Source organism: Amycolatopsis thailandensis (assembly GCF_042723255.1).
Classification (GTDB): domain Bacteria; phylum Actinomycetota; class Actinomycetes; order Mycobacteriales; family Pseudonocardiaceae; genus Amycolatopsis; species Amycolatopsis thailandensis.
On record NZ_JBHXJK010000091.1, the window covers coordinates 18,923 to 36,253 of the forward strand.

At 69.2% G+C, this 17,331-nt stretch carries 14 protein-coding genes; 11 read left to right on the forward strand and 3 right to left on the reverse strand.

All coding sequences use genetic code 11. From position 1 onward, the window contains the following. Positions 1–13 precede the first annotated feature (13 nt). The 6 genes from ACFWMR_RS29620 (at position 14) to ACFWMR_RS29645 (ending at position 5,796) form a co-directional block, all read left to right on the forward strand. Positions 14–1,039 carry a ParA family protein gene (locus tag ACFWMR_RS29620; RefSeq protein ID WP_093934388.1) on the forward strand — a complete coding sequence of 342 codons (1,026 nt, stop codon included), beginning with the start codon at positions 14–16 and terminating at the stop codon, positions 1,037–1,039. Next, complete coding sequence (locus ACFWMR_RS29625; protein WP_378380750.1) at positions 1,036–1,455, forward strand: cobyrinic acid a,c-diamide synthase; 420 nt, start codon at positions 1,036–1,038, stop codon at positions 1,453–1,455. The genes ACFWMR_RS29620 and ACFWMR_RS29625 overlap by 4 nt, the downstream gene beginning before the upstream one ends. After that, positions 1,455–2,390, forward strand: a complete 936-nt coding sequence (locus tag ACFWMR_RS29630) for a segregation and condensation protein A (RefSeq protein WP_167406124.1) — start codon at positions 1,455–1,457, stop codon at positions 2,388–2,390. The genes ACFWMR_RS29625 and ACFWMR_RS29630 overlap by 1 nt, the downstream gene beginning before the upstream one ends. Continuing rightward, the gene (gene scpB / locus ACFWMR_RS29635; protein ID WP_378380751.1) at positions 2,387–3,088 is read left to right on the forward strand and encodes an SMC-Scp complex subunit ScpB; all 702 of its coding nucleotides are present in this window, start codon (positions 2,387–2,389) and stop codon (positions 3,086–3,088) included. The genes ACFWMR_RS29630 and scpB overlap by 4 nt, the downstream gene beginning before the upstream one ends. Then, positions 3,078–3,830, forward strand: coding sequence for a pseudouridine synthase (locus ACFWMR_RS29640; protein WP_037303202.1), 753 nt, complete (start codon positions 3,078–3,080; stop codon positions 3,828–3,830). The genes scpB and ACFWMR_RS29640 overlap by 11 nt, the downstream gene beginning before the upstream one ends. 97 nt (positions 3,831–3,927) lie before the next feature. After that, positions 3,928–5,796 carry a Xaa-Pro dipeptidyl-peptidase gene (locus tag ACFWMR_RS29645; protein ID WP_378380754.1) on the forward strand — a complete coding sequence of 623 codons (1,869 nt, stop codon included), beginning with the start codon at positions 3,928–3,930 and terminating at the stop codon, positions 5,794–5,796. A gap of 572 nt (positions 5,797–6,368) precedes the next feature. Here the strand turns inward: ACFWMR_RS29645 and ACFWMR_RS29650 are convergent. From ACFWMR_RS29650 to ACFWMR_RS29660, 3 genes are read right to left on the reverse strand one after another with little or no spacing between them, the layout of a single operon-like run. After that, positions 6,369–7,565, reverse strand: coding sequence for a cation:proton antiporter (locus tag ACFWMR_RS29650; protein WP_093934384.1), 1,197 nt, complete (start codon positions 7,563–7,565; stop codon positions 6,369–6,371). Positions 7,566–7,571: 6 nt separating this feature from the next. Further along, on the reverse strand, positions 7,572–8,054 hold the full coding sequence (locus tag ACFWMR_RS29655; protein ID WP_005153480.1) for a cation:proton antiporter regulatory subunit: 483 nt from the start codon (positions 8,052–8,054) through the stop codon (positions 7,572–7,574). A 15-nt stretch (positions 8,055–8,069) separates the two neighbouring features. Further along, a complete protein-coding gene (locus ACFWMR_RS29660; RefSeq protein ID WP_378279012.1) occupies positions 8,070–8,462 on the reverse strand; it encodes a DUF4267 domain-containing protein in 393 nt (130 codons plus the stop codon). Positions 8,463–8,671: 209 nt separating this feature from the next. On the opposite strand from ACFWMR_RS29660, the gene cmk reads away from it, so the two are divergent. The 5 genes from cmk to ACFWMR_RS29685 all read left to right on the forward strand — a co-directional run bounded on the left by cmk (position 8,672) and on the right by ACFWMR_RS29685 (position 17,274). After that, entirely contained in the window at positions 8,672–9,376 is a 705-nt protein-coding gene (cmk, locus tag ACFWMR_RS29665; RefSeq protein WP_167406125.1) for a (d)CMP kinase, read from the forward strand. Then, complete coding sequence (locus ACFWMR_RS29670; protein ID WP_378380752.1) at positions 9,373–10,065, forward strand: lysophospholipid acyltransferase family protein; 693 nt, start codon at positions 9,373–9,375, stop codon at positions 10,063–10,065. The genes cmk and ACFWMR_RS29670 overlap by 4 nt, the downstream gene beginning before the upstream one ends. Continuing rightward, a complete protein-coding gene (gene der, locus ACFWMR_RS29675) occupies positions 10,052–11,521 on the forward strand; it encodes a ribosome biogenesis GTPase Der (protein WP_093934380.1) in 1,470 nt (489 codons plus the stop codon). Before ACFWMR_RS29670 ends, der begins: the two co-directional genes overlap by 14 nt. A gap of 245 nt (positions 11,522–11,766) precedes the next feature. Next, on the forward strand, positions 11,767–15,669 hold the full coding sequence (locus ACFWMR_RS29680) for a Pls/PosA family non-ribosomal peptide synthetase (RefSeq protein WP_378380753.1): 3,903 nt from the start codon (positions 11,767–11,769) through the stop codon (positions 15,667–15,669). A gap of 198 nt (positions 15,670–15,867) precedes the next feature. Next, entirely contained in the window at positions 15,868–17,274 is a 1,407-nt protein-coding gene (locus tag ACFWMR_RS29685) for a M1 family metallopeptidase (protein ID WP_093934377.1), read from the forward strand. Positions 17,275–17,331 lie beyond the last annotated feature (57 nt).

Consider the following 17,331-nt stretch of genomic DNA (forward strand, 5'->3'; position numbering starts at 1 on the left):
GAGCTTTCGCGTTATGTCGACACCGAACGAGCCGGCGAAGCCGTCCGCGTCCGCCGGTTCGGCTGCCGCGAGCCTCAGCCAGGTGACCATCGCAACCCCCGCCGAACACGACGGCGACGAACCGTCGGAGGACACGATCTCTTCCCGCGGCCGCAAGGCCAAGCGCGCCAAAGATGCCAAAGAAGCCAAGCAGCAGGAACGCGACGTCGACGCCATCGGCCCGACGGGCCGTCCGTATCGCGAGATCCCCGATCCGCCGCCGCTGGAACGGCACGGCCCCGCACTCGTGATGGCCATGTGCAACCAGAAGGGCGGCGTCGGCAAGACGACCTCGACCATCAACCTGGGCGCGGCGCTCGCCGAATGCGGCCGCCGGGTGCTGCTGGTCGACTTCGATCCCCAGGGCGCGCTTTCGGTCGGCCTCGGCATTCAGCCGCACGAGCTGGACCAGACGGTCTACAACGTCATCATGGAGCGCTCGGTCAGCATCACCGACGTCATCCGGAAGACCCGCGTGGACGGCGTCGACCTGCTGCCGAGCAACATCGACCTGTCCGCGGCCGAGGTCCAGTTGGTCGCAGAGGTAGGGCGCGAACACACTTTGTTACGGGTCCTTCGTCCGGTCATGAACGACTACGACTATGTTCTTGTCGACTGCCAGCCCTCGCTAGGCCTGCTGACGGTGAACGCACTGACCGCCGCGGACGGTGTGATCATCCCGCTGGAGTGCGAGTTCTTCAGTCTGCGAGGCGTAGCGCTCCTGATCGACACCATCGAGAAGGTGCAGGAACGCCTCAACCCCAAACTGGACATCACCGGGATTCTCGCCACCATGTACGACCCGAGAACCCTGCACTCGAAGGAGGTCATGGCGAGAGTGGTGGAGGCATTCGGCGATACCGTGTTCGACACGGTGATCAACCGCACCGTGCGGTTCCCCGAGACGACGGTCGCGGGCGAGCCGATCACGACGTGGGCTCCCAAATCAGCCGGCGCGGCGGCCTATCGCGCGCTGGCACGTGAGGTGATCGCTCGGTGAGCAGGCGAGCTTCCCTGCCCGGAGCGTCCGAACTCTTCAGGATCACCTCCAGCCCGGCCCTCGATCTCCCGCCCGCGCCCGCGCAGCCCGCCCCCTCGACGGGGAACGGCGACGGGAACGGTTCCGGGGACGAGACAGCGCACAACGACCGGCTGACCCGCGCCGCGCGCAGCGGTTCGGGGCGGACCAAGCACGACGCGAAGATCACCGTCTACGTCTCCGGCGACGAACTGCTGGCGATGGAGCAGGCCAGGCTGAACCTCCGAGCGAAGCACGGGCTCGTGCTCGACCGCGGCAGGCTGGTCCGCGAGGCGGTGGCCGTCCTGCTGGCCGATTTCGACGCGGCGGGTGAGGAGTCGGTACTCGTCCAGCGATTGCGGGCGGGCGCCGAGGACGGGAAAGAGACCGAGAACTGATGGACGACCCGGCCGCGGCTGCTCCCAGCGGCCCGGAGCCGGTCGAGCGGACAGAAGCAGAAGAGACCCCTGTCGTGCACGAAACCGTGCACGGCGGGATGGTCCCCGAAGGACTGGCCAGTGAAGAGCTGAGCACGTCCAAGTTCAAGGTGAACCTGGCGAACTTCCAGGGGCCCTTCGACCTGCTGCTCCAGCTGATCTCGCAGCACCAGCTCGACGTCACCGAGGTCGCGCTGCACCGGGTCACGGACGATTTCATCGCCTACACCCGCGCGCTCGGCACGGAATGGAACCTCGACGAGACGACCGAGTTCCTGGTCATCGCGGCGACCCTGCTCGACCTGAAGGCGGCGCGGTTGCTGCCCGCCGCCGAGGTGGAGAGCGAAGACGACCTCGCTCTGCTCGAAGCACGGGACCTGTTGTTCGCGCGGGTGTTGCAATACCGGGCGTACAAGCAGGTCGCGGCCCTGTTCGGCGAGCTGGAGGCCGGCGCGCTGCGGCGCTACCCGCGCTCGGTGGCGCTCGAAGACCGGTTCATGGGCTTGCTGCCCGAGGTGATGCTCGGCGTCGACGTGGGGAAGTTCTCCGAGATCGCGGTCGCGGTCTTCAAACCGAAGCCGCCGCCGACGGTGTCGATCGCGCACATCCACATGGGACGGGTCTCGGTGCGCGAGCACGCCGCGCTGCTGCGGCTCAAGCTCGCGGAACGAGGCGAAGCGACCTTCAGCGAGCTTGTCGAGGACTGCGAGCACACCGTCGAGATCGTGGCGCGGTTCCTCGCGCTGCTGGAGCTGTACCGGGAGTCCTCGGTCCAGTTCGAGCAGCTCGAGGCGCTCGCCGAACTGTACGTGCGCTGGACCGGCGGGTCCGTGGCGGAGGCGTCGGTGGCGGCCGAACACGACCGCGCCGCCGTCGAGGACGAGGAGTACGGGTGAGCCCGGAGAACACCGAAGAGACCGAGAACACCGAAGCGAGCCCGGTGGAGCCCGAAGAGACTTCGGAGCCGGACACGACCGAGGCTCCTGTCGCCGAGCCGGAGCCGCCCGCCGACGAAGGGCTCGTGGCCGCCGGTGACGGCGACTACCCCGACGTCACCTCCGACGAGGCACTCGAAGCGGCTCTCGAGGCGCTGCTCCTGGTCGTCGACTCGCCGATCAACGAGGAGTCGCTCGCCGAGACGGTCGGCCAGCCCGTGTCGCGGGTGACCGTGGCGCTGCGCACGATGTCGCAGAAGTTCACCGACCGGACCAGCGGAATCGACCTGCGCCGAGTCGGCGAAGGGTGGCGGTTCTACACTAGGGACGTCTATGCCCCGTTCGTGGAGAAGCTTCTGCTCGACGGCCAGCGTTCCAAGCTGACGCGAGCCGCACTGGAGAGCCTCGCCGTGATCGCCTACCGGCAGCCGGTGACCAGGGCCAGGGTCGCCGCCGTCCGGGGTGTGAACGTGGACGGGGTGATCAGGACGCTGCTCGCGCGCGGCCTGATCGAGGAGATGGGGACCGACCCCGAAACCACTGGCACGCTGTACGTGACGACCGAGCTGTTCCTGGAGCGACTGGGCCTGTCGTCCCTGGCCGACCTTCCGCCCATCGCTCCGTTGCTACCCGAAGTGGACACCATCGATGACATCTGACCCGCATCCCGACGGCATTCGGCTGCAGAAGGTCCTTTCGCAGGCCGGCGTCGCCTCGCGGCGCGCGGCCGAGGACCTGATCGTGCGCGGTCGCGTGAGCGTGGACGGCAAGGTGGTCACCGAACTCGGCCGCCGGGTCGATCCGGACAACTCCGTGATCCACGTGGACGGCACCCGCGTCCAGGTCCGCGAGGACCTCGTGTACCTCGTGCTGAACAAGCCCAAGGGCGTGCACAGCACGATGAGCGACGACCGCGGCCGCCCGTGCGTCGGCGACTACCTGCGCGGCCGGTACGAGGAGACGCCCGGCATCGTGCACGTCGGCAGGCTCGACGAGAACACCGAAGGCCTCCTGCTGCTCACCAACGACGGAGACCTCGGCCACCGGCTGATGCACCCGTCGTTCCAGGTTCTGAAGACCTACTTCGCCGAGGTCGAGGGCATCGTCCCGCGTGGACTCGGCAAGGAACTGCGGGCGGGCTTCGAGCTGCCGGACGGCATCGTGAAGGTCGACCAGTTCCGGGTCAAGGACATGCTGGCCGGGCGGACCCAGATCGAACTGGTCATCCACGAAGGTCGCAAGCACATCGTGCGGCGGCTGATGGCGGCCACCGGTCACCCGGTGCGCAAACTGGTCCGGACCGCGCTCGGCGACGTCCAGCTCGGCGCGCAGCGGTCGGGCTCGATCCGGCGGCTGAACCGGGGCGAGGTCGGCTCGCTCTACCGCGCCGTCGATCTGTAACCACGACTTTCCGCTCTACTGCGTTCGCGATGATCGCGTTTAGCTCTTTCTGACGGGCTTTCAGCCGACGGGGAAGGGCTCAACCGTGAAAAGAGTCGTGCTGGCAGGGATTTTGGCGGTGGCCGCGGCGGTGGTCGCGGCGCCGCAGTCCGCGGCGAAACCGCGGGGCAGCGAACCGGTCTACGACTTCGCCCAGGCCGTCCGCGAGACGGCCTGGGTCGACATCGGCCTCGACGGGGACGGCGACGGCCGCTCCGACCGGGTCGCCGCCGACATCATCCGGCCGAAGGAAGCCGCGGCGCAGGGCAAGAAGGTCCCGGTCATCATGGACGCGAGCCCGTACTACTCGTGCTGCGGTCGCGGCAACGAGAGCGAGCTCAAGACCTACGACTCGGCGGGCAGGCCGGTCGGGTTCCCGCTCTACTACGACAACTTCTTCGTGCCCCGCGGGTACGCCGTCGTCCTGGTGGATCTGGCCGGTACCAACAAGTCCCGCGGCTGCACGGACATCGGCGGGCCTTCGGACATCAACTCGGCGCGCAAGGTCGTCGACTGGCTCAACGGCCGGGCGAACGGCTACACGACGGCGACCGGTTCGGCCAGGACGAACGCGTCGTGGTCGACGGGCGCGGTCGGCATGATCGGGAAGTCCTATGACGGCACGGTCGCCAACGGCGTCGCCGCGACCGGCGTCGACGGGCTCAAGACCATCGTGCCGATCGGCGCCATCAGCTCCTGGTACGACTACTACCGCTCCGACGGCGCGAGCCTGCGCCAGGGCAGCCCGGCGGGGCTGGCGCAGACCGTGTCCCAGCGCAACGGTGGCCAGAATTGCGCTGCGGCGAACCAGAAACTCACCGCGGGCGCGACCTCGAACGGCGACTACAACGCGTTCTGGCTCGACCGGGACTACGTCCAGAGCGCCTCGAAGGTGAAGGCCAGCGTTCTCGCTTCGCACGGCCTGGGCGACCTCAACGTCAAGACGATCAACTTCGGGCAGTGGTGGGAGGCGCTGAACGTCGAGCGCAAGATCTGGCTGACGCAGGCAGGCCACGTCGACCCGTTCGACTACCGGCGCTCGGCGTGGGTCGACACCCTGCACAAGTGGTTCGACCACTACCTGCTCGGTGTCGACAACGGCATCGAGAAGACGCCGGGCGCGAGCGTGGAGCGTGAGCCCGACGTCTGGGTGGACCAGCCCGCGTGGCCGGCGGGAAGCGCCGTCACCCTGCGGCCCGCTTCCGGCGGCACTCCGGGCGTCGGCACGCTCGGCACGACCGCGGGCACGGGCACGGCGTCGTTCACGGACTCTTCCGGCCAGTCTTCGAACAGCTGGGCCGCGCGGCCGACGGAGACCTCGAACGGGCGCGTGCTGTTCAGCACCGGCGCGCTCGCGAAGGACCTCCAGGTCTCCGGAACGGCGAAGGTGACTGTGACCGCGACGCCGTCGACGTCCACCGCGCGGCTCTCGGCGATCCTGGTGGACTACGGCCCGGCGACCATCCGGAACTACACCGGGCCCAAGGAAGGCATCAAGAACGAGCTGACCCAGTCGTGCTGGGGTTCGAGCGCGACGGGCAACGACGCCTGCTACCTGAACACGAGCACCGACTCGGTCTCGGTGGGGCTGAACATCATCAGCCGCGGCTGGGCGGATCTGGCCAACTACCGCTCGCTCAGCCAGGAGTCGCCGCTGACGCCGGGGCAGCCGTACACGATGACGTTCCGGCTGGCGAGTACGGATCATGTCGTCCCGCGAGGACATCAGCTCGCGCTGATCATCGGCGGGACGGACGGCTCGTTCATCTCGGGCCCGTCGCAGTACCCGAAGATCACGGTGGACCTCGGCAAGACGTCGCTGGCGCTGCCTGTGGTGGGCTCGGGTCCGTCGGCCGTTCCGGCGGCGCTTCCGGTGGCTCCGGCGCAGATCGCTCCCGCCACTGTTTCGGGGCTTGAGCGCGGCTAGGGCTCTTCACGGACTTGGCGATCGCCAAGTCGCCCCAGGTGCACCAGTAGTCACACCGCTGAAGTACATGAAGGCCCCCTTCCTTACGTCTAGCGCAAGGAAGGGGGCCTTCATGTACTTCAGGTGAGTGGGGCGCCGGGACTGAGGGGTCGGGTGGTCGAGAGTGGCGTGGGGCAAGGCGAAGGTGGCGTGGTCTCGGCGACGATGTCCCCAATGTCGCATTCGAGTCGCTGAACGTCTCGAATGCGACATTGGGAACAGGGACCGGAGAAGCCGACCGGCGGATCGCGGACGCCATCTCTCCGTAATCGCCGTCGCCGCTCACGACCCGTGCGACCCCGTGCTGCCCGGCGCCCGGTGTTGCGAAAGTGGCTTTCACAACGTTGAGGGTTGCGAAAGTGGCTTTCGCGACCCTCTCCCGCCAGGGCTGCACCCGGCGGAAGGCGATGGCCTGCACCAGGCCTTCACGGACCCCCGGTCGTCACAATTCGGCTCAGTGAAGTACATGAAGGCCCCCTTCCTTACGTCTAGCGCAAGGAAGGGGCCTTCATGTACTTGAGGCGACCCGAAGGTCAGCCGGTCTGCGAGGCGGGGCTCTTCGACCCGAAAGGCTTCCGCTGCAAAGCGCGCGCCACCGGTTCCACGATCCGCGCGGCCGTCGGGCCGAGGATCGCCATCAGGAGCACGTACGCCGTCGCGAGCGCCGCGAGTTCGCCGGTCACCGCGCCCGCCGCCACCGCCAGCCCGGCGATGACGATCGAGAACTCGCCTCGGGCGACCAGCGCCGCTCCGGCACGAGCCCGGCCCATGTTCCCGATGCCTTGTCTTCGCGCGGCCCACCAGCCGGTGCCGACCTTCGTGAGCGTGGTCGCCACCGCCAGGACGACTGCCCAGCCGAGTACGGGCGGGATCGACGCGGGGTTGGTGTTGAGCCCGAACACGACGAAGAACACGGCCGCGAAGAGATCCCGCAGCGGTTCGAGCATGTGCGTCGCGTTCTCCGCCGTCGAACCCGAGATCGCGATGCCGAGCAGGAACGCGCCGACCGCCGCCGACACCTGCATCGCCGAGGCGACACCGGCCACCAGCAGCGCGGCGCCGAGGACCTTGAGGAGGAATACCTCGCGGTCCGGGCTGTCCACCGCCGCGGAGACGTACCGGCCGAACTTCAGCGCGATCACCAGCACCACCGTGATCACCATCAGCGAGATCCCGACGGCCTTCAAACCGCCGAGGAAGCTCACGCCCCCGAGGACCGCGGTGAGGATCGGCAGGTACAGCGCCATCACCAGGTCTTCGAACACCAGGATCGACAGCACCACCGGCGTTTCCCGGTTACCGAGCCGCCCCAGGTCGCCGAGTACCTTCGCGATGATCCCGGACGACGAGATGTACGTGACGCCTGCCATGACGATCGCGCCGATCGGTCCCCAGCCGAGGATGAGCGCGACGATCGCGCCCGGCGCGGCGTTGAGGACGATGTCCACGACGCCCGCCATCCACGAGCGTTTCAGCCCGGTGAACAGTTCGGCCGCCGAGTACTCCAGGCCCAGCAGGAGCAGCAGCAGGACGACACCGATCTCGCTGGCGAGGTGGGTGAAGTCGCCGATGTCGCCGAGCGGGATCAGCCCGCCCTGCCCGAAGCACAGGCCGCCGATCAGGTACAGCGGGATCGGGGACATCCCGATCTTCCCGGCGAGGCGTCCCAACGCGCCCAGCCCGAAGAAGACCGCCCCGAGTTCGATCAAGGACAGTGCGGTGTGATCCATCCGCGATCAGCCGTACTTCAAGATCTTGACGGCGGCCTCCAGTCCCTCGGACGTCCCGACCGCGACGAGCACGTCGCCCGCGGTGAGGTTGAAGTCCGGGTTGGGGGAGGGGTGGACCTGACCGGCCCGCATCACCGCGACCACCGAGACGCTCGTCCGCGTCCGCATGGCGGTGTCGCCCAGCGTCCGCCCGTCGAACGGCGACGACGCCTTGATCGGCAGCTGCTTGGTGTTGATGCCAGGCAGGTCCCGGTGCTCTTCGGTGAGCTGGGCGACCAGCTGGGGCGCGCCGAGCAGGTTCGCCAGCGCGCCCGCCTCGTCGGTGGTGAGCGGAAGTGAGGCCAGGCAGGCGTCGGGATCGTCCGTTTTGGACACGATCAGTTCGACGTGTCCATCGCGATGGGTCACCACACCGACACGACGGCCGTGACGGGTGGCGAAGTCCTTACGGACGCCTATTCCAGGGAGCGGGGTCACTTCGACGTTCACGTGAACAACGATAACTCACTGTCCGTTTTGCGCGGGGCGGATCAGGAACAACGCCGAGATCACCACCATCAGGGCGGCCGTCGCGCCGTGGATGCCGAACGCGGCTCCGGGGGAACCGTTGTGGGTCAACACGATCAGCATGTCGCCGATCGGGATGAACGCCAGCGCCAGCAGCCCCCAGCCCACCGCGCGGACGTTCCGGAGCAGGAGCAGCGCGAGCAGCACGAGCGCCGTGCCGATGTCCCGGACGCCCTTGATCGCGAGGAACGGGTCGCCCTTCGACGGCATGACCGGCAGGCCGAAGCCGCCGGTCTGGGTCTCCGGGAAGAACACGTAACCGGTGCCGAAGTAGAGGACGAAGAGCACGAGGGCGATGGACAGGGCGTAAGCGATCTTGATTCTGGTCATGGTCTCCGACTCCGGAAGCTAGCGGTGCTAGGAACAGTGCGGACGCTAGCAATAGTGTCGATAGCTTGTCTAGCGTTGCTAGAGTCTGGATATGGCCACTTCGCCGTGGGCGGTCGAGGCGTGTCGTTCGTCACCAGGCAGAATGGACGTCGATCAGATGAGCGACGGATGAGCTGAGGAGAGTTTCGGTGGCGGGAGCCCTGCGTGGTGTGGTCGCGATGGACGGCCCGTCCGGAACCGGGAAATCCACGGTTTCGCGGAAGCTCGCGACGAAGCTCGGCGCCGGCTACCTCGACACGGGCGCGATGTACCGCATGATCACCCTCGCCGTCCTGCGCGCCGGGACGGACCTGGCCGACGCGGACGCGATCGCCGACGTCGCCCGGAAAGCCGAGTTCGGCATCGGGACCAGCCCCGACGAAGCGACCGTCACCCTCGCGGGTGAGGACGTCTCCGCCGAGATCCGCGGCGCGGACGTCACCACCGCGGTGTCGCCGGTTTCGGCCGTCCCCGCCGTCCGCGAATTGCTGGTCACCCGGCAGCGCGAGATCATCGCGGAGGTGCTCGACCGGGTCGGCGGCATCGTGGTCGAGGGCCGCGACATCGGCACCGTCGTCTCGCCGGAAGCCCCGCTCAAGATCTTCCTCACCGCCTCGGCCGAGGTCCGCGCCGCCCGCCGCAGCGCGCAGGACTCCGCCGCCGGTCGCGAGTCCACCGTGGACGGTGCGAAGGCCGCGGTGGAACGACGCGATCGCCTGGACTCCACGCGGGCGGCGTCGCCGCTGCGCGCGGCCGAAGACGCCGTCGAGGTGGACACCTCGGCGCTCAACATCGACCAGGTGATCGTCGCGCTGGCGGAACTGGCCCTGCACCGCGGACTTCTCGAAGGCTGCCCCGCCGAGGTCGCACGGTGAGCGCGAAAGGACTGCCCGAGGGCGCGAGCGACCCGTTCCACACCTTCGGCCGGGGGATCTCGAAGTTCATCGTCCGGCCCGCGTTCCGGGTCCGGGTCCACGGTGCCGAGCGGGTCCCGGCGTCCGGGCCGGTGGTGTTCATGGCCAACCACAGCTCGATGGCGGAACCGGCGCTGCTGTTCGGAATGTTCTCGCGGCGCACCGCGTTCCTGGTCAAGGCGGAGCTCTTCAAGGGCTTCGTCGGCTGGTTCTTCCCGAAACTGGGCCAGATCCCGGTGAAACGGGGCGCGGTGGACCGCAAGCCGCTGATGGCGGCGGTCAAGGTGCTCGAGGACGGTGGCGCGGTCGGGATCTTCCCCGAAGGCACCCGCGGCCTCGGTGACGCCGAAAACTTCGAGCGCGGCGTGGCCTTCCTGGTCCGCGCCGGGAACGCGACCGTGGTTCCGGTCGCCACTCGGGGGACGTACAAACCCGCCGGTGCCAAGAGGCGCTGGCGGCCACGCGTCGACATCCTGGTCGGCGAACCTTTCACTCCCGCGATCGGGAAGGGAAGGACAGGGCTGGAGGAGGGAACCGAGCGGCTTCGCATCGCGCTCGCGGACCTCGTGAAGGCACTGGACGAATGGCGCTTGGAGCACGGGCTCCCAAGACACGCGACAGAATGTGAAGTAAGCGATGACAGAGCTTGACGGAGTCGGCGAGATCGACGGCTCCTGGTCCGACGAGTCCGAATTCACCGCGCTGGACGCGCAGATCGCCGCGGGCGAGGCCGAGGAAGAGGCCCAGCTCGCGCAGCCGGTCCTCGCCGTCGTCGGCAGGCCGAACGTCGGGAAGTCGACCCTGGTCAACCGCATCCTCGGCCGCCGCGAGGCCGTCGTGCAGGATGTCCCGGGCGTGACCAGGGACCGCGTCGCCTACGACGCCTTCTGGGCGGGCCGCCGGTTCACCCTTGTCGACACGGGCGGCTGGGAGCCGGACGCGACCGGGTTGCAGGCCTCCGTCGCCGCACAGGCCGAGATGGCGATGGCCACCGCCGACGCGGTGCTGCTGGTGATCGACGCCAGTGTCGGCGCGACGGCGACCGACGAGGCCGTTTCCAAGGTGCTGCGCCGCTCGAAGAAGCCGGTGCTGCTCGCCGCCAACAAGGTCGACGACGACCGCCTGCTCGCCGACACCGCGTCGCTGTGGTCGCTCGGCCTCGGCGAGCCGTACCCGGTCAGCGCGCTGCACGGGCGCAGCTCGGGCGACCTGCTCGACGCCATCGTCAAGTCGCTGCCGTCGATGCCGCGCGACGGCGAACGCGCCACCGCCGGTCCGCGCCGGGTCGCGCTGGTCGGCAAGCCGAACGTGGGCAAGTCCAGCCTGCTGAACAAGCTCTCCGGCGAGGAGCGGTCCGTCGTGGACTCGGTCGCCGGCACCACCGTCGACCCGGTCGACTCGCTGGTCGAGCTCGACGGCGAGACCTGGCGGTTCGTCGACACGGCGGGCCTGCGCAAGCGCGTCAACTCGGCCAACGGCGCGGAGTACTACGCCTCCTTGCGGACCAAGACCGCGATCGACGCGGCCGAGGTCGCGATCGTGCTGCTGGACGCCGCCGAACCGCTGTCCGAGCAGGACCTGCGCGTGCTGACTATGGTCGTCGAGGCGGGCCGCGCGTGCGTGCTCGCGTTCAACAAGTGGGACCTCGTCGACGAGGACCGCCGCCACGCCATGGTCCGCGAACTGGACCGCGGTCTGGTGCGGGTGCCGTGGGCGGACAAGGTCAACATCTCGGCGCTCACCGGCCGGTCCGTGCGCAAGCTCGCGCCCGCGCTGCGGACCGCGCTGAAGTCCTGGGACCAGCGGGTTCCCACCGGTCAGCTGAACGGCTGGCTGGCCGACCTCATCGCGGCGACCCCGCCGCCGGTGCGCGGCGGCAAGCAGCCGAAGGTGCTCTTCGCGACCCAGGCGGGCATTCGGCCGCCGACGCTGGTCCTTTTCACCACCGGATTCCTCGAAGCGGGCTATCGGCGGTTCATCGAACGCAAGTTCCGTGAGCGATTCGGCTTCGAAGGCAGCCCCGTCCGGGTGAATGTGCGGGTACGCGAAAAGAAGCAAAGGCCGAAGGTCGGCGGAAAAGCGGCCGGAAAACCGAAGACTCGCTGAATTCCCACTATGTAGGTGAATAGTTCACTGGGTGGGCACGTCGATGACCTCGGCATTCGGCGTGCCCCCGGTGAGGTTCGACACTCTGTCGAGATCCTCCCGAGATATGTCGTCCACCTGCGGTAAAGTGGACGGTCTGCTGGCGGGCGCCTCATTCGGAGAGCGAGCCCGAATGACGCACTTCGCGAAAGGTGTGTGATGGGCTTGCGCGCCCATGGCTTTGTTCTGTCCGCGGTGATGAGCCGATGACACTGACCGCAGATTCGCGGCCGATCGCCTGTGTCGCCGACGTCACCGTCGCCCCGTCCCCGGCTCCCGTCGCCGACCGCGCCCTCTTCTGGTCCGGTCTCGGCGCCGGTGAGCGCACCCTGATCGACATCCTCGCCGAGACCGCCGCCCGCCACCCCAACGCGGGCGCGATCGACGACGGCGAGACCACGCTGTCCTACCGCAAGCTCGTCGAGGAGATCGACGCCTACGGCCGCAAGCTGACCGCCAACGGCGTCGGCGTCGGCGTCCGTGTGGGCGTCCGGATCTCCTCCGGCACCGCGGAGCTCTACGTCGCGATCCTCGCCATCCTGTCCGTCGGCGCCGCCTACGTGCCTGTCGACGCGGACGACCCGGAGGAGCGCGCCGAACTGGTCTTCGGTGAGGCCGACGTCGCCGCCGTCCTCACCGACGGCGGCGCGATCACCGTGCTCGGCTCGCCGGGCGGGATCGAAGGCGCCCCCGCGCCGACCGACGACGCCTGGATCATCTTCACCTCCGGTTCGACCGGAAAGCCGAAGGGCGTCGCGGTCTCGCACGCGTCCGCGGCCGCCTTCGTCGACGCCGAAGCCCAGCTGTTCCTCACCGAGGAGCCGATCGGCCCCGGTGACCGCGTGCTCGCCGGCCTGTCCGTCGCGTTCGACGCGTCCTGCGAGGAGATGTGGCTCGCCTGGCGGCACGGCGCTTGCCTGGTGCCGGCGCCGCGTTCGCTCGTGCGCACCGGCGTGGACCTCGGCCCGTGGCTGGTCGCGCAGGGCATCACCGTCGTCTCGACCGTTCCGACGCTGGCAGCGCTGTGGCCCGCCGACGCGCTCGAAGACGTCCGCCTGCTGATCTTCGGCGGCGAAGCCTGCCCGCCCGAGCTGGCCGAGCGCGTCGCCGTCGAAGGCCGCGAAGTCTGGAACACCTACGGCCCGACCGAGGCCACCGTCGTCGCCTGCGCCGCGCAGATGACCGGCGAGGGACCCGTCCGGATCGGCCTGCCGCTGGCGGGCTGGCAGCTCGCCGTGGTCAACGAGGCGGGCGAGCCGGTCGCGATGGGGGAGACCGGCGAGCTGGTCATCGGCGGCGTCGGCCTGGCCCGCTACCTGGACCCGGAGAAGGACGCCGAGAAGTTCGCGCCGCTGCCCTCGCTGGGCTGGCGCCGCGCGTACCGCAGCGGTGACATGGTCCGTGCGGAGGCCGAGGGCCTGCTGTTCCTCGGGCGGCTCGACGAGCAGGTCAAGCTCGGCGGCCGCCGCATCGAACTCGGCGAGGTCGACGCCGCGCTCCAGGCTCTGCCCGGTGTGCAGGGCGCCGCGGCCGCGATCCGCCGCACCAAGGCGGGTAACCAGGTGCTCGTCGGGTATGTCGTGCCCGCGGACGGGGTCGCCTTCGACCACGACGAGGCCGCGACGCGCCTGCGCGAGCAGCTGCCCGCCGCGCTCGTCCCGCTGCTGGCGCTGGTCGAAGACCTGCCGACGCGCACCTCCGGCAAGGTCGACCGCAACGCGCTGCCCTGGCCGCTGTCCACTGTGGACGCCGCGAAATCCGGTCTGTCGCCGACGGAGAGCTGGCTCGCCGAAGGCTGGGCGGAAATCCTGGGCGTCTCGGTCGACAACCCGAAGGCCGACTTCTTCACCAACGGCGGCGGCAGCCTGACGGCCGCGCAGCTGATCGCGCGGATCCGCACCCGGCACCCGCAGGTGTCGGTGAGCGACATCTACGCCAACCCGAAGCTCGGCGCGCTCGCGTCGATGCTGGACGCGCTGAGCGGCGAGAAGACCGAACGCCGCGACGTCGCGCCGACACCGCGCAAGGCCGGGATCATCCAGTCGTTGCTGATGATCCCGCTCATAGGCCTGGTCGGCCTGCGCTGGACGACGATCGCCGCGACGCTGTCGAACGTGCTGTCGCTGGCCGGTTTCGCCTGGGCGCCGACGGTGCACTGGGCGTGGATCGCCGCCGCCTGGATCGCGCTGTTCAGCCCGGCGGGCCGGATCGCGATCTCGGCGACCGGTGCCCGGCTGCTGCTGCGCGGTGTCCGTCCGGGCAGCTACCCGCGCGGCGGGAGTGTCCACTTGCGACTGTGGACGGCCGAGAAGCTCGCGGAGTTCAGCGGCGCGGACAGTGTCGCGGGCGCTTCCTGGATGACGACGTACGCCAAGGCCCTCGGCGCGCGGATCGCCAAGGACGTCGACCTGCACTCGCCGCCGCCGGTCACCGGCATGCTGAAACTCGGCCGCGGTGCCGCCGTCGAACCCGAGGTCGATCTGACCGGGCACTGGGTGGACGGCGATCTCGTGCACATCGGCAAGATCCGGATCGGCGCCGACGCGCGGATCGGCGCGCGCAGCACGCTGTTCCCCGGCGCGCGGATCGGCAAGGGTTCGGAGATCGCGGCCGGGTCGACCGTCCGCGGCAACGTGCCCGCCGGGCAGCGCTGGGCCGGTGCCCCCGCCGCCCGCGCCGCCAAGGACGCGCTGAAGTGGCCCGAGAGCCGCCCGCCGCGTTCGCGCTTCTGGGCGTCGGTCTACGGCGCGACTTCGGTCGCGCTGGGGCTGCTGCCCGCCGTCGCCGCCCTGCCCGCCGTCGCGGTGCTGGGCTACGCGATCACCGGCGCGCCTTCGCTGGGCGCCGCGCTCGGCCAGGCGCTGCTGTTCACGCCGCTCGCCACCGTCGCGTACTTCCTGACGTACGCCCTGCTCGTGCTCGTCGGCGTCCGTTCGCTGAGCATCGGCATGGTCGAGGGGTATCACCCCGTGCACGGCCGCGTCGCGTGGCAGGTCTGGGCGACCGAACGGCTGATGGGCATGGCGCGTGAAGGGCTGTTCCCCTTGTACGCCAGCCTGTTCACCCCGGTCTGGCTCCGGATGCTCGGGGCGAAGGTCGGCCGCAACGTCGAGGCGTCCACCGTCCTCGCGCTGCCGAAGATGACCCAGGTCGACAGCGGCGCGTTCCTCGCGGACGACACCATGGTCGCCACCTACGAACTCGGCCACGGCTGGCTGCACGTCGCGCCGGCGCGCATCGGCAAGCAGGCTTTCCTCGGTAACTCGGGGATGGCCGCGCCCGGTCGTTCGGTGCCCAAGCGCGGTCTGGTCGGCGTGCTGTCGTCGGCCCCGCTCAAGGCGAAGAAGGGCTCGTCGTATCTCGGGATGCCGCCGCTGCCGGTCCGCCGGTCGGTCGGCGAATCCGACACGAGCCGCACGTACACGCCGCCGCTGCGGCTGAAGGCGGCCCGCGCGCTTGTCGAACTGTGCCGGATCGTGCCGGTGATGTGCGGCGTCGCGCTGACCGTGCTGGTGGCCGCCGGGATCTTCGCGCTCGCGTCGTCCTACGGCTTCTTGGTCGCGGTGCTGCTCGGCGGGCCGCTGCTGCTGGCCGCCGGTGCCGTCGCCGCGCTGACCGCCACCGCGATGAAGTGGCTGCTCGTCGGCCGGTTCCGCGCGGTCGACCACCCGCTGTGGAGCTCGTTCGTCTGGCGCAACGAACTCGCCGACACCTTTGTCGAGGCACTCGCCGTCCCGTGGCTGATCGGTTCGCTCGGCGGCACGCCGCTGCTTCCGGCGTGGCTGCGGACCATGGGCGTCAAGATCGGCCGCGGCGTGTGGCTGGAGACGTACTGGCTGCCCGAGTCGGACCTGGTGAGCCTCGGCGACGGCGCGACGATCAACCGCGGCTGTGTCGTGCAGACGCACCTGTTCCACGACCGGATCATGACGATGTCGCCGGTGACCCTGGACGAGGGAGCGACGCTCGGGCCGCACGGTATCGTGCTGCCTGGCGCGAGCATCGGCGCGCGGACGACCGTCGGACCGGGGTCTCTGGTGACCCGGGGCGACGCGGTTCCCGCCGACTCGCGCTGGCTCGGGAATCCCATCTCGGCCTGGACGAAGTAGAGACAGTTGGCGGAGCTGAGGTGTGTTCGGAATGGTGACCGCGAAGGTGAACCCGCCCCGGCCGAAGGCACCGCTATCGCGGTGGCAGGGCGCCCTGTCCGCTCACCGAGACGGTCTTCTGCCAGGTAGCGCCCTGCCGACGTCGATCGCGGCCGCGGGTTCACTGACGGAAACAATGGGAAGCGGGGTCTTTCGCGGGTGATTTCGAAGGCCTCCGCGCAGCCCTCGCCCGGCGCGGACACCTCCGGCGACTCCTATCTGCCCCGTCACGGCAACGGCGGTTACCGGGTCCGGCACTACGATCTGGAGCTGGACTACAAGATCGGTCCCAACCGGCTGTCGGCCTCCGCGGCCATCACCGCGGAGGCGACACAGGCGCTGTCGCGGTTCACACTCGACTTCGGCGAGTTCCGGATCAACCGCGTCCTGGTCAACGGGAAACCGGCGAAGTACACGCGGCGTGCGCACAAGTTGCAGGTGAAACCGGCGAAGTCGATCGCGGTCGGCAGCGAGTTCCTGGTGGAGGTCCACTACGTCGGCAACCCGCGGCCGCTTCCCGGGCTGTGGGGCGACATCGGCTGGGACGAACTGACCGACGGCTCGCTCGTCGCGAGCCAGCCGGTCGGGGCGCCGTCATGGTTCCCGTGCAACGACCATCCGGCGGACAAGGCGACCTACCGCGTCGCACTGACGACGTCTTCGCCGTATCTCGTGGCCGTCACCGGGAACCTGGTGTCGCGCCTTTCACGCGCGAGCACCACCCGATGGGTCTTCGAGCGCCCGGAGCCGACGCCGACGTATCTGATGAGCGTCCAAATCGGACGGTACGACGACGTCGAACTGGTTTCGGGTCCGCAGCCCAGCTGGCTTTCGCAGCCTTCGGTTTCGGCGTACCGGATCAGCCTCGACGGTGATTCCGTGCTCGCCTCCGTCCCGCAACGGGCCGCCGTGCCACCCCGCCTGCGCCGGGCTTTTTCGCGCGACTTCGGCCGGCAGGGCAAGATCATGGACTCGCTGCAACGACTGTTCGGGCCGTATCCCTTCGGCGAGTACGTCATCGTGGTCACCGACGACGACCTCGACGACCCGATCGAAGCGCAGGGCATGTCGATCTTCGGCGCCAACCACGTCGACGGGCGGCGCACCCACGAACGGCTCGTCGTGCACGAACTGGCGCACCAGTGGTTCGGCAACAGCCTGACCGTCGCCGACTGGCGGCACATCTGGCTGAACGAGGGCTTCGCGACGTACGCGGAATGGCTCTGGTCCGAGGAATCCGGCGGGCAGACCGCGCACGCGTGGGCGAAGACGTGGCACGCACGGATGAAGGCGAAGCCCGCGGACCTGCGCCTCGCCGACCCCGGGGTGTCGCGGATGTTCGACGAGCGAGTGTACAAACGCGGCGGCCTTCTGTTGCACGCCTTGCGTTCCTTCGTCGGCGATGAGGTCTTCTTCCCGCTGGTGAAGGCCTGGGCGATGGAGAACCGGCACGGTTTGGTCACTACCGCTGGTTTCGTCGCTTTGGCTGAACGCTTTGCCGGCCGGTCACTCACCGTTTTCTTCGATGCCTGGCTGGACTCTCCGGCGCTGCCCCCACTCCCTTAAAGGCCGAGTGCCCCCAATGTGGCATTGGGGACGCTCAACGTCCCCAATGCCACATTG

Bases quoted from the DNA above. Each gene is read 5' to 3' on its own strand.
- ACFWMR_RS29620 (WP_093934388.1), top strand. From the start codon at position 14: ATGTCGACACCGAACGAGCCGGCGAAGCCGTCCGCGTCCGCCGGTTCG.
- ACFWMR_RS29660 (WP_378279012.1), bottom strand. From the start codon at position 8,462: ATGACCAGAATCAAGATCGCTTACGCCCTGTCCATCGCCCTCGTGCTC.
- ACFWMR_RS29650 (WP_093934384.1), bottom strand. From the start codon at position 7,565: ATGGATCACACCGCACTGTCCTTGATCGAACTCGGGGCGGTCTTCTTC.
- ACFWMR_RS29640 (WP_037303202.1), top strand. From the start codon at position 3,078: ATGACATCTGACCCGCATCCCGACGGCATTCGGCTGCAGAAGGTCCTT.
- ACFWMR_RS29680 (WP_378380753.1), top strand. From the start codon at position 11,767: ATGACACTGACCGCAGATTCGCGGCCGATCGCCTGTGTCGCCGACGTC.
- der (WP_093934380.1), top strand. From the start codon at position 10,052: ATGACAGAGCTTGACGGAGTCGGCGAGATCGACGGCTCCTGGTCCGAC.
- ACFWMR_RS29630 (WP_167406124.1), top strand. From the start codon at position 1,455: ATGGACGACCCGGCCGCGGCTGCTCCCAGCGGCCCGGAGCCGGTCGAG.